The organism is Proteus terrae (genome assembly GCF_003144325.1).
Lineage (GTDB): Bacteria > Pseudomonadota > Gammaproteobacteria > Enterobacterales > Enterobacteriaceae > Proteus > Proteus terrae.
The window spans coordinates 16,922-33,412 of the sequence record NZ_PENS01000010.1; the positions used below are offsets into that span (position 1 = coordinate 16,922).

The window sequence follows — 16,491 nt, forward strand, 5'->3', positions numbered from 1 at the left end:
GAAAATGAAAAAAAAGAGATATTAAACACCTTATAATAACTAAAGAAATCAGTTCAATTTATTATAAATATTATTTTAGATGAAATTTAAATCTAACAAGAGTGTATTGATAGTGTAGTTATCTGTATTGAGTGATAAGTGCAAAAAAACTAGATAATGATAATTATTATCATTATCATAATTAGCGCTGTTAGTTACATCTATAATCTTCTATCAAACTCATAACCATACAAAAAGATACTACTATTATGATCCATTTCTTAGCAAAAAATGATGCTTATCGTCAGGGAATTGGGATATTTTCATTTTCGTCATCAGCGATAGCATTATTATTGACTTCACTCACTTCGTTAAATAGCTATGCAACTGAAAGTGTAAAACCAGAAATAACGACATCCACAAAGTCGGAAAATCCAGCACAACCAAAATTGCGTGAAAAGATTATTATTGAACCTATCTATGTATCAGGTGAACTCAACTCGAGTGTTGATGCGGGAAGTACCGTTCTGACATTAAAAGATATCGATAGAATTCAGCCTAATAATATTGCAGAGCTGGTGGATAAATTACCCGGAATCTCATCATCGGGTTCACCAAGACCGGGCGGCCAAACACTAAATATCTGGGGGATGGGTAATCCTGAAGATATTAAAATTAGCCTTGATGGTACGCCTAAAACTTTTGAGAAATATCGCCAAGGTTCAATTTTTATTGATCCTGAATTAATCCGTCGCATAGATGTTGATAAAGGGCCTCATAATATTACTCAAGGAAATGGCGGTTTTGGTGGTTCGGTGAGGATTGAAACCAAAGATCCCGATGACTTATTACTACCCGATCAGAATATTGGGATGTTTTTAAAATATGGCCACCATACTAACGATAGACAAAATCGTTATAGTGGTGCGGTATACGGTAAATTACTGGATGGGCAAGCAGACGGATTATTCTATTTTAACCGTCGTGAAAGTAACGATCTGCGACGCCCTGATGGGACTAAATTTGGCTATTCACAGTCAGATCAGGATTCTTTTTTAATTAAGACCAATATCTATTTAACCGAAGCACAAACATTAACGTTCTCAGCATCACGATCAGAAAGTGATGGTTGGACGCCTTGGGCTGCTAAACGTGATGAATTAGCTAAGCCTAGCCAAGCTGAAGTGGATAAATATGGTTTTGATGCGGCGATGAAACGCAAATTAGTTTATCGTGATCAAAAAGATGACACCTTTAGTATGAAATGGAATATTCAGCCGGTTGATTCCGATTTAATTAATTTAACGCTCACCTACGGTTACTCAAAAACCAAACAAAACGATAGTCGCCCAGAGACTGCGAGCTCTTATTTTAGTGGCAGTATGGGGAATCAAAGTTGGGTAGATTATCGAAATCATCAAATTGAAATTAAAAATGAAAGCACAGTTATGCAAGGTGCTTTAGAGCATAAGGTATTAGTAGGAACACGTTGGCATCGTAATAATCGTGACGTTTTAATGTTTACTCGTGATAAAGCTAAAAATCCAAATTATAACTATGGATATTATGCGCCTCCTTATATGCCAGAAGGTACGCAAACGACAACCAGTTTCTATCTTCAAGATTCGATGAGTTATAGAAATCTGACGATAACACCGGGCATTCGCTACGATATCGTTAAAAATCAAGGCAAGGGAAGCCGAGCGATTACCTACCAAGATCCAGATCCCTATTATGGTCATGATTACTCTGATGTGACTTATAGCGGGGCAACACCACATTTAGGTTTATTATGGAAGATGAATCAGAATTTCAGATTTTTTGGTGATTTAACCTATACATGGCGAGCACCATTGATTGATGAGCAGTATGAAGTTCAAGGAAGTGTTTCTAGATTAACAGGAACGAGTCGTCATCTAGACAAAGAAACAGTAAGAGCTACACGAATTGGTGCAATTGCGGATTTTGAAAGTGTTATTCAGCAAGAAGATCAACTGCAATTAAGAACGACACTATTTGATACTCGTGGTAAAGACGAAATCTTCCGCCGTCGCGGTGTCTATTGTGAAAGTCAAAAGGTGGATGGACATAATGGAAATTGTCCACCTTCGATTGGCAATTACCGTAATTTACCGGGCTACCATATCCAAGGGTTGGAAATCGAAGCCTTTTATAATAGCCCTAATGTATTTGGCCGTTTAGCATATTCAACAATGAAAGGAAAACGTGACCAATCACCGCGTGATCCGTGGTTTGGTCAAAAAACATGGATTGCTGAGATACAACCTGACGCTTTACATGCCACTCTTGGCGTAAAAGTACCAAGTATTAACGTTAATATGGGATGGACGGGTGATTTTATTGGTGCTCAGCGTCGTTCACCAATGGATGCCGATCCTAATGCTGGCTATTGGTCACTACCAAAAAGTAAAGGTTATGCAATCCATGGTCTATTTGCGAATTGGGAACCTTCTTTTATAGATAATACGGAAGTTCGTTTTACGGTCGCGAATTTATTTAACCGAGATTATTACCCTTATTTAGGTGAATCAGTTTCAGGGATAGGACGTGATTATCGATTTACTGTGGTAAAACGTTTCTAATATTACTGAAAATAAAAACAGATAAACCCCATAGATATTATGGGGTTTATTGACATTAAGAATTCAATATTCGATATATTGAATTAATAACCATGTGATGCAGAAGTTGCAATCATTGCCATCATGGTTGTGAAGAAGAAAATAAAGAAAAGAACAGCCATAACAATACTAATAATAAAGTAAACAAAGCCCGCTCTGTTCCATGTTTCTTGCACTTTCATAAAAGTTTCAACAGAATCGTAATCACCACTTTTCCAAGCCCACTCATTCCCTTTAATACCACAGACAAAAATCCAAACAAGATTAAGTAAAGGAACAAGCGCTAATAATGGAAGATAGGATTTATTACCAAAACCCCAAATAATATTAAACATGAAAGCACCCCAGTTCCAACGTTTAATTTCTTCAGGTACTGGTTTGTTAGTGTAAGACACAGTTTATTCCTTATCTAAAATAATAAATATAAAAATGAGAATGCCAAAATGGCTGCTGGAGAAAAGAATAATCATAATTGAAGAAATGAGAGAATGAAAGAAAGGGAGAACATAGCTTTTAATAAAAAGAATAATCTTAATAATAAAGTAGTATTAAGATGATTTTTAATTTTTTATATAAACTCATTTTATCTAATTACATGTAAATTTAGTTTTTTATAAATAAAAACAGGCCACAATAATGTGACCTGTTTTGTGACAATCTTAAATGAAGATTGTTTATTGATTATTTTGCAGCTGCTTGAGCTTGTTCAATCCAACCATCAAAGGTTTTTTGATGTGCTTTGATCCATGCATTAGCATGACGTTCAATATCTGCCTGTGATTTTTGACCATTATGCATACGTAAGTTTTGCGCATTAATATCGGCAACAGACACTTTCATAACTTCAAAGAGTTTTGCCGCGGCGGGATTTTCTTCAGCCCATTTTTTATTTGCTGCAATATGCATGGTACTTGGCGGAAAGCCATAGTTTTTACCATTTGCTAATGTGGTATCGGTTTTATCATCACCCGGTAATGAAGAGAATGGCACTTGTAACCAAACAACATCTTTACCCGGTTTTAATACATCACTTATCCAGTAAGGCGTCCATGTGTAATAAAAAATGGGTTTGCCTTCTTTATAGCGAGTAATGGTATCTGCCATCATTGCTGCGTAGTTACCTTGGTTATGTGTGACAGATTTTTCTAATCCATAGGCTTTTAAATGATTATTGATCGCTTCTTCACAACCCCATCCCGGATTACAACCGGTTAAATCGGCTTTACCATCACCATTGGCATCAAACAATTTAGCAATTTTAGGATCTTTAAGTTGCTCAATATTCGTAATGTTATATTTCTCTGCCGTTTTCTTATCAATCAAGTAACCTTGAGCGGCATTAACGACATAATCCCCTTTACGATAAAAGGTATTATCACCTCCTGCCGCTGCATATTGTGAATTATGAAGAGGAACCCAACTGACAGCCATAAAGGTGGCATCACCATTGGCGATAGAAGAATAAGCAACGTTATAATCGACTTCTTTAATTGGCTGAACGGTGTAACCTAATTGTTCGAGTGCTTTATTAACGATTAAAGTTTGAAAGGTTTCTTCAGAAATCGTACTTTGCACGGGTTGAACCGAAATCCCTTTTCCAGGTAAATCAGCAGCGGATAACTGAGTGCTTATCAGTGTGGCGGACAATACTGTTGCCCAGATAACTGGATTACGCATAGTTTTTCCTTCTGTTGTTATGGTAGAGATAAATAGCGACAGCGAACTGTCGCCTCTATTTCTTATATTGATTGAACGTGGTGTTCTTTAGTGATTTTTAATTAATAGCAAAAATATTTATTACGATGCTTTTTTGCCAAAGAGTCGACAAATTAAGCCGATAGGCCCTGTCATATACCAGCATCTATTGCCTTTATGACGGCTGTTTTGACCTAAAGATTGTGTTAATCGGTCAAGGATTATGGCGAGGATAACAATACCGGCCCCCCCTACGGCAGCCAGTCCCATATCAAGACGACCTATACCGCGTAATACCATTTGACCTAATCCACCAACGGCAATCATTGATGCAATAACAACCATTGAAAGTGCCAACATTAGTGTTTGGTTTACACCTGCCATAATTGTTGGCATGGCGAGTGGTAATTGTACTTTAAACAGCATTTGACGAGGATTTGCACCAAATGATTGTGCTGCTTCGATTAAATCTTCAGGAACTTGTTTGATCCCTAAAATGGTCAATCTGACAATTGGAGGTAAGGCAAAAATAATAGTGACCACAACACCGGGGACGTTACCAATACCAAATAACATGACGATAGGAACTAAGTAGACAAATGCAGGCGTTGTCTGCATCGCATCGAGTAAAGGCCGAACAATTTTGGATGCTCTATCACTATTAGCCAGCCATATTCCTAATGGAAGCCCGATAATAAGACAAAACAGTAACGAGGTGAGTACCAATGCCAGGGTAACCATAGCTTCAGACCAAGCACCAATTGCACCAATTAATATTAATGAGATAAAAGAAGCGATACCCATAGCTTTGCCTGAAAGCTGCCATGCAATCAGAGAAAACAGAATAATGGCGATAGGTGCTGGCATTGAGGTTAAGAAATTTTCAAAACCACTTAAGACCAAATCGACCGGTACACGGATACCTTGGAAAACAGGGCGAAAATGCAACACAATCCAGTCAATCGCATCAGTAACCCATGAATCTAAGGGGATCAGCGTATTATGAAACGGATCCATTAGATTGAATGAATCAGGTGCTACATCCGTTGGTGTTGCATCTAACCAATCACTGCCAGCGGATGAGGTATCAATATTTTCAGTACCACTGCCAGCACCCCATGGATCGGCATCTGTTGATGAACTGTCAGTACTACTCCAAGGATCACTTTCTGTTGTAGTGGTATCAGTTGCTGCCCAAGGATCATCATTTACGTTATTGGTTGTCTCTGGCGTAGTATCGCTTGTCGCGGTTTCTTGGATATTTGTATCCAAAGCCGTATCTTGGTCTGTTGTATTACTCATTTGGCGTCTCCTTATCCAGTGCTTGTAGTAACATTCCTTTAGAAATTAAGCCGATATAACGGTTTTTTTCATCAATAACAGGAATTGCACAGGGAGATTGTGCAACAGTTGAAATCAGCTCGTTTAGCGGTGTATCACCATTAATGGCACAAGGCTCAGGTAAAATAGCTGACTCAATAGGTTGTTTATTTTTCAGCGCCTCTTCAAGAGATGTGACGGAAACAATGCCAACAAATTTTCTTCCTCGCTCAATGAGATAGCCAAAGTTTCTATCTTCATCTTCGAGTACTTTTAAGGCAGATCGAGGACCAAAACCGGGCGCAATATGCAGTAAGGTTTCAGGGCGACGTTTGGCTATATCTTTTGCACTAAATACGTGGCTAATATCAACACCACGGAAAAACGTACGCACATAATCATTTGCTGGATTATTGAGTATTTCATCTGGTGTACCCGTTTGAACGACAACACCACCTTGCATAATGGCAATTCGGTCGCCAATACGCATAGCTTCATCCAGATCATGGGAGATAAACACAATGGTGCGCTGTTTATCACCTTGTAAGCTTAATAACTCATCTTGCATTTCTGTACGAATTAATGGATCGAGTGCTGAAAAGGCTTCATCCATTAATAAAATATCTGGATCATTAGCAAGTGCACGCGCAAGGCCGATACGTTGACGCATCCCACCAGAAAGCTCATCAGGCCAAGAGTTTGCGTAACTGCCCAAGTTGACTTGCTCTAAAGCATCCATCGCTTTTTTATAACGCTCATCTTTGCTTAATCCCGCGAGATCCATTCCAAATGCAGTGTTATCAAGCACGTTCATATGGGGCATTAATGCAAATGACTGAAACACCATGCTGATTTTTTTACGGCGTACTTGTCGTAACTCCTTATCCGACATGGCGGCAATATTTTCACCATCAATAAGCACTTCTCCCTTTGTTGGAGAGATCAGACGATTGAGAAGGCGGACTAGAGTGGATTTACCTGAACCAGATAATCCCATGATGACAAATATTTCGCCTTCTTCAATTGCCAGATTTGCATTTTGAACGCCCACCGTAAGCCCTGTTTTATCAAAAATTTGATCTTTATTCATACCAGATTCTAATAATTCAAACGCGCGTTTAGGGTGTTCGCCAAATACTTTGTAGAGATTTTTTACTTCGAGTTTAATTGCCATGCAATATATAGTTTCCTATTTAAATATTGAAAGGAATAAATTAAATATTAATTAATAAGTGTTATTATTTTCCTAAATAAGATTTTTAGTAAGGGAATTACCCTACCACAATGATTGAGCCTGACAACCCTATGTTAATTATAATTAATTAAATAATTTGGCTGTATTTACGTTATTTTTAATATGATTAATAATTAAATAAAGTGAAATAAATAAAATTTATTAAAAGATATATTTATCTCTAACCGACTGAAATAACTTTATTTTTAGAGATATTACAAATTTGATTAGGATCTCAATAAAAACGAAAACTTAATATCAAAATAGAAGGGAAATAGAGATGAAAATTAAATGAAAAAAAATCACAATGCATTAGATAAATTAATATTTAATGCCTTATGATAAGGGTTACATACTAGAAATACGCTGGGATAATTCGAAAAAAATTGATTTTTTGACAATATTGAACGGCAAAAATCAATCAATTAGGTTGCTTAGTGAACAAATAAAAATACACCAAAAAATAGTCTATATTTTTCAGTGTATTATGTTTTATATGTGATACATAATTAAATTGAATGTATTGTGTTGTTTCTTTTACCTTCAATTAGGTTAATAAACCTTAAAAATCCCAATCATCATCTTCAGTGTTAATAGTTTTACCAATAACATAAGATGAACCTGAACCAGAGAAAAAATCGTGATTTTCATTTGCATCTGGTGATAATGAAGAAAGAATAGCAGGGCTTACATCGGTTATTTCATCAGGAAATAAAGCTTCATACCCTAAATTCATTAATGCTTTATTCGCATTATAATGAAGAAATTTTTTGACATCTTCTGTCCAGCCTACAGTGTCGTAAAGATCTTCGGTGTATTTCACTTCATTGTCATATAAATCTAATAATAATGAGAAAGAAAAATCTTTAATATCTTGTTTCTCTAATTCAGATTTATTTAATAACTGATTTTGAAATTTATAGCCAATATAATAACCATGAACGGCCTCATCTCTAATAATAAGACGAATTAAATCGGCTGTATTAGTTAATTTTCCTCGGCTTGACCAATACATTGGTAAATAGAATCCTGAATAAAACAAAAAGGATTCTAAAAAGACACTGGCGATTTTTTTCTTTAAAGGATCTTCATCTTGATAATAATGTAAAATAATTTCTGCTTTCTTTTGTAAGTAAGGATTTTCCTCACTCCAACGGTATGCTTCATCGACATCGGTTGTTAAGCAGAGTGTGGAAAATATCGAACTGTAAGAGCGAGCATGAACCGCTTCCATAAAACAGATATTAGATAACACGGCTTCTTCATGAGGCGTGAGTGCATCAGGCATCAAAGTCGGTGCACCTACGGTATTTTGGATCGTATCAAGCAAAGTTAGCCCTGTAAAAACACGGATTGTGAGTTGTTTTTCAGCTTGAGTCAGGGTGCTCCATGAAGGAATGTCATTAGAGAGTGGAATTTTTTCAGGTAACCAAAAATTCATGGTTAAACGATTCCAAACTTCTAAATCTTTTTCATCTTCAATGCGATTCCAATTAATCGCATTAACATGGCTTAATAAAGGTGATGACATGCTATGTTCTCCTTATTGTTATTATTAAAGTGCGCACGAAACACAGCCTTTGATTTCAGTACCTGCTAATGCAGATTGTCGGATACGAATGTAATACAAGGTTTTAATACCTTTACGCCATGCATATATTTGCGCTTTGTTAATATCTCGGGTTGTTGCTTCATCAGAAAAGAATAATGTGAGCGATAAACCTTGGTCGATATGTTGAGAAGCCTCAGCATAAGTATCAATAATTTTTTCAGCCCCAATTTCATATGCATCTTGATAATACTGACGGTTTTCATTAGTCATAAAGGGGGCAGGATAATAAACTCGCCCAATTTTACCTTCTTTTCTAATTTCTATTGGTGCAGCAATAGGATGAATGCTCGATGTAGAGTGGTTAATATAGGAAATAGAGCCCGTTGGTGGTATCGCTTGTAAGTTTTGGTTATAGATCCCATGCGCCATAATAGATTGCTTGAGAGTCTGCCAATCTTCTTGTGTTGGAATATCAACATTAGATTGACTAAATAGCTGGTGGATTTTTTGCGTTTTAGGCAACCATTGTTGTGATACATATTTATTAAAGTATTCACCCGTTGCATATTTTGAATTTTCAAAACCTTTAAAGCGCTGTTTTTTCTCAATCGCTAATTGATTTGAAGCTAACAACGCATAGTAAGTGACGGTATAAAAATAGATATTAGTGAAATCTAACGCTTCTTCAGAGCCGTAATAAATCCCTTCACGCGCTAAGTAGCCATGTAAATTCATTTGTCCTAAACCAATGGCATGGGAAGCGAGATTACCTTTTTCAATAGAAGGAACGGACTCAATTTTTGTCATTTCAGAAACATTGCTTAATGCTCTAATTGCCGTGCTGACGGTATGTGCAAAGTTAGGTGAGTCCATTGCCATAGCAATATTCATAGAGCCTAAGTTACAACTGATATCATGACCGATATGGCGATAGCTTAAGTCTGGGTGATACTCACTGGGGCTGTTGACTTGTAAAATTTCAGAGCAAAGATTGCTCATATTAATTCTACCCGCGATAGGATTGGCACGATTTACAGCATCTTCAAACATGATATAAGGATAGCCAGACTCAAATTGAATTTCGGCAAGTGTTTGGAAAAACTCCCTCGCTTTAATTTTCTTCTTACGAATTTGCGCGTTATTCACCATTTCACTGTATTTTTCGCTAACACTGATTTCCGACATAGGTACGCCATAAACACGTTCTACATCATAAGGTGAGAAGAGATACATATCTTCATTGCGTTTGGCTAATTCAAACGTGATATCAGGGATAACAACGCCTAAAGAGAGGGTTTTTATTCGGACTTTCTCATCTGCATTCTCTCTTTTGGTATCAAGAAAATGATAAATATCAGGATGGTGAGCATGAAGATAAACAGCACCTGCACCTTGTCTTGCACCTAATTGGTTTGCATAAGAAAAAGCATCTTCAAGCATTTTCATAACAGGAACCACACCAGAAGATTGATTTTCTATACGTTTAATCGGTGCGCCTGCTTCACGTAAATTGGTGAGCAAAAATGCAACGCCACCGCCTCGTTTAGAAAGCTGTAACGCGGAATTTACCGAGCGACCGATAGACTCCATATTATCTTCTATACGCAATAGAAAGCAGGAAACCAATTCACCACGTTGTTGTTTTCCACAATTTAAAAAAGTCGGCGTAGCGGGTTGAAAACGACCACTAATAATTTCATCTACAAGATGAATAGCAAGATCAGTATTGCCTTGTGCTAGCGTGAGAGCCACCATACAAACTCGATCTTCATAGCGCTCTAGATAGCGCTCTCCATCAAATGTTTTTAAGGTGTAACTGGTGTAGTACTTAAAAGCGCCAAGGAATGATTGAAAGCGAAATTTTTTACTATAAGCATGTTTAAATAGCTGTTTGATAAAGGCAAATTCATACTGTTCTAACACTTGTGCTTCGTAATAGTGTTGTTGTACTAAGAACTCGAGTTTTTCTTTTAGATCATGAAAAAATACAGTGTTTTGATTTACATGTTGACGAAAAAAATGGTGTGTCGCTAGTTTATCTTTATCAAACTGAATATTACCTTGCTCATCATAGAGATTTAGCATGGCATTCAATGCATGGTAATCCAGTAGTTCTGTTGATTGTGTCATGTTAATTATCTCGTAACGCATTGGTCAGTAAGATTTGACCAAAATGTACTTAAACCTGTTTTTACGCGATATACATCTTCTGGCGTACCTAATAATTCAAATCGATACAAAAAAGGGACTTGGCATTTTTGTGCAATAATATCGCCAGCTAACCCGTAAGCTGCACCGAAATTAGCATTTCCAGAAGCGATGACTCCGCGTATTAATTGACGGTTTTCAGGAATATTTAAAAACTGAATAACCGTCTTAGGAACTGCACCTTTAGTACCACCGCCACCATAAGTTGGGCAAAGCAACACAAAGGGTTGCGTTGCAAGCAATGTTTGATCTTCAATAATTCTGGTCGCATTTAAATTGAGTTTTTGTACAAATCGATGGCAGTTTTCAGAGCGACTTGAAAAATAGAGCAAAGGTGCAGTTTGCATGAGGAGCTCCTTTAGAGCGTGATCTGTCTGATTTTATCAGGACAAAAACCCGACCAATGTTGTTCACCATGAACTACAACAGGTACTTGGCGATATCCCATAGAAACGATATGGGCGAGAGCTTGTGTATCTTTGGTAAGATCGACTGCAACAAACGGAATGTTTTTCTGTTTTAAAGCGCGTTCTGTGGCACTGCATTGAACGCAATTCGGTTTGGTATAGAGGATAACAGACATAAAAATAACCCTTATAAAAATATGGATGCGTCTGTTTTCACATCCATAATGAGAAGTACTTAAATACTATATATAGAGTTATTTGTTTTCAACCATACAATATATGGTGGTTTTCATTTTTGATAATGATTATCATTAAAATTAAACAGTTAGTGCACTAATTTTATTTTTAGATCGCTCGATTGATCAATTTTTATTAGATATACGAGTAATTAGATGATTGCTTTATCAATCAAGCATGATTTAATCTGGTTGCTAAAGACAAATCAGCAGAGAAAACATTATGTACCAAGACTATCTCGATGCACCTAAAGGCTTTCCAAAACCCTATATCTCTATCACTGCAAACGAAAAAGGGATCACAAGTCTCTATTTTGTGAATGACAAAGAGGTTGCTGTAAATTCAAGCCCTGTTATTAATCAATGTATAAAACAATTAAAAGAGTATTTTGCAGGTAAACGCACGACATTTTCGGTGCCATTAGCGCCAGAAGGAACGGAATTTCAAAGCCGTGTTTGGAATACATTACAAACCATCCCTTATGGTGAAATTTGGAGTTATAAAAAATTGGCGCTTACATTAGGTTCGGTCAATTATTGCCGAGCGGTAGGAATGGCAAACTCACGCAACCCAATTTCTTTAATTATTCCTTGTCATCGAGTTATTGGTCATAACGGTAAGCTAGTCGGCTATACTGGTGGATTAGATATTAAGCGTTGGCTACTTCAATATGAAAAAGTAGAAGTCGATGAATAGTTCAGATTGTAAGTATTAAGTATTGTTTCTTAAGTGAACTATGCGTTAAGGCATGGGATTTGTCTGAATATTAATCATTTGGCAGAAAAAAAATGTGAGTTTCGTGATCTAGACTGTGGACAGGGAATCATCATTTTTGTTTTACTATAGCTAACGCAAAACGCTTGCGTTTATTTTCTATTTTAAAGGTAAACTTGATGTCTAAATTAAAAGGTAACGTTAAGTGGTTTAACGAAACTAAAGGTTTTGGTTTTATCACTCCAGAAGATGGCAGCAAAGATGTATTTGTACACTTTTCCGCTATTACATCAGAAGGCTTTAAAACCCTTGCTGAAGGTCAAAAAGTAGAGTTTGAAGTTACTGACGGCGCGAAAGGGCCATCTGCTGCAAACGTTGTCGCTATCTAATTAACGACTTCTTTGAGACAAGTAAAAACCCGTTATTTAACGGGTTTTTATGTATCTAGAGCAAAGCCCGTTATTTAACGGGTTTTTATATTCCAAGCATTACATCTCTCGTAGTAACCAAAATGCAAATGCGGTCATTAAAAATGAGCCAGCCAAGTTAGCGCCCATCGTACTTAATGCCCATCCTATCTTCCCCTCAGTTAAGAGTGCGACAACTTCGACAGAAAAGGTTGAAAACGTTGTCAGGCCACCACAAAAGCCTGTAGTTAGCATAATTTTCCAAATAGGATCAATATGTGGTGCTTTGCTAAACCAAGCGATACCAAAGGCAATAATAAAAGCACCAATACAGTTAGCAATAAAGGTACCAGTGGCAAAATGAGGAAAAATAGAATTTAGGCGGTAGCTAATCAGCCAGCGTAATACGCTACCTAAACCACCACCTATAAATACAGCAATTGCAATATTAAACATGAGAGATAAATTGTTATTTAACCTCAATCCCCTGAGCTTGAAGATCAGCATGATAAGACGAGCGAACAAACGGCCCACAAGCTGCATGGGTAAAGCCCATCGCAAGTGCTTGCTCTTTCATATATTCAAACTCGCCAGGACTGACGTAGCGTTGAACAGGAAGATGATGACGGCTTGGCTGTAAATATTGCCCTAATGTCAGCATCGTTACCCCATGTTTACGCAGATCACGCATAACGTCAATAATTTCTTCGTTGGTTTCTCCAAGACCGACCATCAAACCTGATTTTGTTGGAATATCAGGGTGAGCTTGCTTAAAACGCTCTAACAATGTCAGCGACCATTGATAGTTAGCACCTGGACGTACTTGGCGATAAACGCGAGGTACATTCTCTAAGTTATGGTTAAAGACATCTGGTGGAGTGTCAGTGAGGATCTCAAGTGCTTTATCCATACGACCACGGAAATCAGGCACTAATGTTTCAATACGGATTGTTGGGTTTTTTGCACGAATTGCAGCGATACAATCAGCAAAATGTTGAGCTCCACCATCACGTAAATCATCACGGTCTACGGACGTAATTACGACGTAGCGTAATCCCATATCTTTAATGGTTTGAGCGAGTTTTTCTGGCTCTTGAGGGTCGGGAGCATTAGGGCGGCCATGAGCGACATCGCAGAATGGGCAACGGCGTGTACAAATTGCACCCAAGATCATAAAGGTTGCCGTTCCGTGGTTAAAACACTCAGCAAGGTTAGGACAAGAGGCTTCTTCACAGACGGAATGAAGGCCATTTTTACGCATTGCTGCTTTGATACCCTGAATTTTACTTGAGTCAGCGGGTAGCTTTATTTTCATCCAATCAGGTTTGCGTAGCAGTTGTTCACGTTCTGTAGCGACTGTTTTAACAGGAATAAGTGCCATTTTATCGGCGTCGCGATATTTAACTCCGCGTTCCATCTGAATAGGTTTACTCATAATTGTGCCAGTTCCAGTTATCTAGAGTGATTAACACGATGTGACTGAGGTAATCAGGGTTTTAAAAAAATATGACAAATGTTAAAAAAATTATAGCATTTTTATTGCTGTGGTTGAAATCCTAGTTGTGTACAAAAATGCTTAACTAATAACGGTGCTACCTGTGTCGTTGTCGTATTCGGTGCAAAATCAATTAATTGCGTCATTTTTAGATCAGAATAACCACAAGGATTTATTCGAGCAAAAGGAGATAAATCCATATCGATATTGAGTGCAAGTCCATGAAAGGAACAACCTTTACGGATACGCAATCCTAAAGAGCAAATTTTATCCCCCTCCACATAAACGCCGGGTGCATCAGCGCGAGCATAAGCTTCTACATTAAACTCTGCTAGCGTGTCTATAACGGTGTTTTCAAGAGCGGTGACTAATTGACGAACACCGACATGATTGCGTTTTAAATCAATTAAAACATACATTACTTGTTGACCGGGGCCATGATAAGTCACTTGACCGCCACGATCAGATTGAATAACAGGGATAGTCCCCGTATTTAATAAGTGTTCAGCTTTACCAGCTTGGCCTTGGGTAAAAACCTGTTCATGTTGAACGAGCCATATTTCATCAGGTGTGTGACTTTCCCGTTTTTCCGTAAACTGATGCATAGAATCAGAAACCGGTAAATAGGGTTTCACACCTAATTGGCGAATAATGATTGTCTTGTCTTGCACCGTGAAAATCTTCATTTGTAGCGTAATTGTGAAGAGCAGTATAACGCTCCGGTAAATGAACTACCAGATTGAGATGTTTTTTTTCCGAGGTAGAGTGAAAAATGAGGAAATGCAGAATAAGAAAAAGCGCCTTAATGAAAGGCGCTTTTAAAAAGTCATTCGCTAAAAGAAGAGATCACAGAACCATACGTACCAGTTCAAGTTCACCTAATTCTTTATATAATGTTTCTACTTGATCAATATGAGTTGCGTTGATGGTAATAGAAACAGAGTGGTAATTACCTTTACTACTTGGTTTCACTGAAGGTGTGTAATCACCAGGTGCATGGCGTTGAATGACTTCAACGACTTGATCTACTAATTCTGGTTTTGCATGGCCCATCACTTTATAAGTGAAAGAACATGGGAACTCTAACAGTTCATTTAATTTTGTTTTCATCATAATGTAATTCCTTAAGACAACAGGCGCTGTTGTTTTAATATTTATTTCTACACCTAATCTTAGCAAATAAAAAGCGCATTCCTTACATAATAAGGAATGCGATACTGGTAATTAGGGTAAATATGGGAATGGTAAATGTGTTTCTGCCAATATCTGTATGAAAGTTATATGTGGTCACATTTACCTTTTTCAAGCCTTAGCCAAACCAGCGTGAGAATAATAATTTGATATAGTCGATAATACGGCTAAAGAAACCACCTTCTTTTACTTCATTCATTACAACTAGCGGACGCTGTTCAATAACTTGACCATCAAGTTGGAAATTAATGGTTCCCACAACTTGGTTTTTAGTCACAGGTGCATGTAATTCTACATTATCAAGAACATAGCTTGCTTTTAAATCTTTTAAACGACCGCGAGGAATAGTTAAATAAACATCTTTATCTACCCCTAATTGTACTTTATCTGTTTCTCCATACCAGATAGGCTCTGCTGCGAACTCTTTACCTACTTGCAATGGTTTTACGGTTTCAAAGAAACGAAAACCCCAAGTAAGTAATTTTTTACTTTCAGCATCACGACCTTTAGATGAATGACCACCCATGACCGCAGAAATTAAACGCATATCACCTTCAGTTGCAGACGCGACAAGGTTATAACCTGCTGATGCAGTATGACCTGTTTTAATACCATCAACATTTAAACTGGTATCCCACAACAAACCATTTCTGTTAGTTTGGCGGATATTGTTGTAGGTGTACTCTTTTTCTTTATAGATAGCGTATTCGTCAGGTACATCGCGAATTAATGCAGCACCAATTAGTGCCATATCGCGAGCCGAGCTATATTGTCCTGGAGCATCAAGACCATGAACGGTTTGGAATTGTGTATTTTGTAAACCGAGGCGTTTAACGTAATCGTTCATCATGGTGACAAATGTATCTTGGCTACCTGCGACATAAGAGGCCATTGCCACACAAGCATCATTACCTGATTGCAAATTAATGCCACGAGTTAATTGTGCGACAGTAACTTGGTCGCCAGGTTTTAAGAACATTAAAGAGGAGCCACGAAAAACAGGGTTGCCCGTTGCCCATGCTTCTTCACCAATTGGCACGATATCGTTATTAGTAATTTTGCCTGCGCGAATAGACTGTCCAATAACATAGCTGGTCATCATTTTGGTTAAACTTGCAGGATCGCGACGAACATCAGCATTCATTTCAGCCAGCACTTTCCCAGAATTATAATCAATAAGAATATAAGATTCGGCCTCGATATTAGGAACTGCGGGTATCATTGTTTTTAGTGAATCATCAGCCAAGCTTTGATGCGTTACTGTCAATAAAGCAAAAGTGGCACTTAATAGGCTCGTTCTTAGTAATTTAGCTGGGAGTGTCTGTTTCATTCTGTTTGTTTAATCCGAAAATTCAGGGAAAAATAGGGACTGATAAATAAAATATCAGCAAATCCAGACGATTCTACGCT

Annotated in this window: 16 protein-coding genes; 3 read left to right on the forward strand and 13 right to left on the reverse strand. The window is 37.5% G+C overall.

Features of this window, described 5'->3' with window-relative positions:
* Positions 1-248: 248 nt before the first annotated feature.
* Positions 249-2,582 carry a TonB-dependent hemoglobin/transferrin/lactoferrin family receptor gene (locus DK857_RS11060; RefSeq protein WP_227003160.1) on the forward strand — a complete coding sequence of 778 codons (2,334 nt, stop codon included), beginning with the start codon at positions 249-251 and terminating at the stop codon, positions 2,580-2,582.
* Positions 2,583-2,665: 83 nt separating this feature from the next.
* Here the strand turns inward: DK857_RS11060 and DK857_RS11065 are convergent, their stop codons facing one another.
* The 8 genes from DK857_RS11065 to nrdH all read right to left on the reverse strand — a co-directional run bounded on the left by DK857_RS11065 (position 2,666) and on the right by nrdH (position 11,213).
* Complete coding sequence (locus DK857_RS11065; RefSeq protein ID WP_088493467.1) at positions 2,666-3,016, reverse strand: ribonuclease G; 351 nt, start codon at positions 3,014-3,016, stop codon at positions 2,666-2,668.
* A 286-nt stretch (positions 3,017-3,302) separates the two neighbouring features.
* A complete protein-coding gene (proX, locus tag DK857_RS11070; protein WP_075671542.1) occupies positions 3,303-4,298 on the reverse strand; it encodes a glycine betaine/L-proline ABC transporter substrate-binding protein ProX in 996 nt (331 codons plus the stop codon).
* A 120-nt stretch (positions 4,299-4,418) separates the two neighbouring features.
* On the reverse strand, positions 4,419-5,618 hold the full coding sequence (proW, locus tag DK857_RS11075) for a glycine betaine/L-proline ABC transporter permease ProW (protein WP_109402203.1): 1,200 nt from the start codon (positions 5,616-5,618) through the stop codon (positions 4,419-4,421).
* Positions 5,611-6,810, reverse strand: coding sequence for a glycine betaine/L-proline ABC transporter ATP-binding protein ProV (gene proV / locus DK857_RS11080; protein ID WP_109402204.1), 1,200 nt, complete (start codon positions 6,808-6,810; stop codon positions 5,611-5,613). The genes proW and proV overlap by 8 nt, the downstream gene beginning before the upstream one ends.
* 622 nt (positions 6,811-7,432) lie before the next feature.
* Positions 7,433-8,401 (reverse strand): class 1b ribonucleoside-diphosphate reductase subunit beta, encoded by a 969-nt coding sequence (gene nrdF / locus DK857_RS11085; protein WP_109393402.1) that lies wholly within the window; start codon positions 8,399-8,401, stop codon positions 7,433-7,435.
* 24 nt (positions 8,402-8,425) lie between these two features.
* Positions 8,426-10,552: a class 1b ribonucleoside-diphosphate reductase subunit alpha gene (gene nrdE / locus DK857_RS11090; protein WP_109402205.1), complete on the reverse strand. Its 2,127-nt coding sequence runs from the start codon at positions 10,550-10,552 to the stop codon at positions 8,426-8,428.
* 5 nt (positions 10,553-10,557) lie between these two features.
* Complete coding sequence (gene nrdI / locus DK857_RS11095) at positions 10,558-10,977, reverse strand: class Ib ribonucleoside-diphosphate reductase assembly flavoprotein NrdI (protein WP_109393404.1); 420 nt, start codon at positions 10,975-10,977, stop codon at positions 10,558-10,560.
* Positions 10,978-10,988: 11 nt separating this feature from the next.
* Complete coding sequence (gene nrdH / locus DK857_RS11100) at positions 10,989-11,213, reverse strand: glutaredoxin-like protein NrdH (RefSeq protein WP_023581131.1); 225 nt, start codon at positions 11,211-11,213, stop codon at positions 10,989-10,991.
* Between the two features lie 283 nt (positions 11,214-11,496).
* On the opposite strand from nrdH, the gene DK857_RS11105 reads away from it, so the two are divergent.
* Positions 11,497-11,970, forward strand: coding sequence for a methylated-DNA--[protein]-cysteine S-methyltransferase (locus tag DK857_RS11105; protein WP_109393405.1), 474 nt, complete (start codon positions 11,497-11,499; stop codon positions 11,968-11,970).
* Positions 11,971-12,167: 197 nt separating this feature from the next.
* Positions 12,168-12,377, forward strand: coding sequence for a transcription antiterminator/RNA stability regulator CspE (gene cspE, locus DK857_RS11110; RefSeq protein WP_023581133.1), 210 nt, complete (start codon positions 12,168-12,170; stop codon positions 12,375-12,377).
* Positions 12,378-12,476: 99 nt separating this feature from the next.
* On the opposite strand, the gene crcB is transcribed toward cspE, so the two are convergent.
* The 5 genes from crcB to dacA all read right to left on the reverse strand — a co-directional run bounded on the left by crcB (position 12,477) and on the right by dacA (position 16,411).
* Positions 12,477-12,851 (reverse strand): fluoride efflux transporter CrcB, encoded by a 375-nt coding sequence (gene crcB / locus DK857_RS11115; RefSeq protein ID WP_109393406.1) that lies wholly within the window; start codon positions 12,849-12,851, stop codon positions 12,477-12,479.
* 13 nt (positions 12,852-12,864) lie between these two features.
* Positions 12,865-13,830: a lipoyl synthase gene (gene lipA / locus DK857_RS11120; RefSeq protein ID WP_109402206.1), complete on the reverse strand. Its 966-nt coding sequence runs from the start codon at positions 13,828-13,830 to the stop codon at positions 12,865-12,867.
* Between the two features lie 101 nt (positions 13,831-13,931).
* Positions 13,932-14,576 (reverse strand): lipoyl(octanoyl) transferase LipB, encoded by a 645-nt coding sequence (gene lipB / locus DK857_RS11125; protein WP_109393407.1) that lies wholly within the window; start codon positions 14,574-14,576, stop codon positions 13,932-13,934.
* A gap of 160 nt (positions 14,577-14,736) precedes the next feature.
* Positions 14,737-15,000 carry a DUF493 family protein YbeD gene (gene ybeD, locus DK857_RS11130; RefSeq protein ID WP_036912266.1) on the reverse strand — a complete coding sequence of 88 codons (264 nt, stop codon included), beginning with the start codon at positions 14,998-15,000 and terminating at the stop codon, positions 14,737-14,739.
* 199 nt (positions 15,001-15,199) lie between these two features.
* Complete coding sequence (gene dacA / locus DK857_RS11135; protein ID WP_109393408.1) at positions 15,200-16,411, reverse strand: D-alanyl-D-alanine carboxypeptidase DacA; 1,212 nt, start codon at positions 16,409-16,411, stop codon at positions 15,200-15,202.
* Positions 16,412-16,491 lie beyond the last annotated feature (80 nt).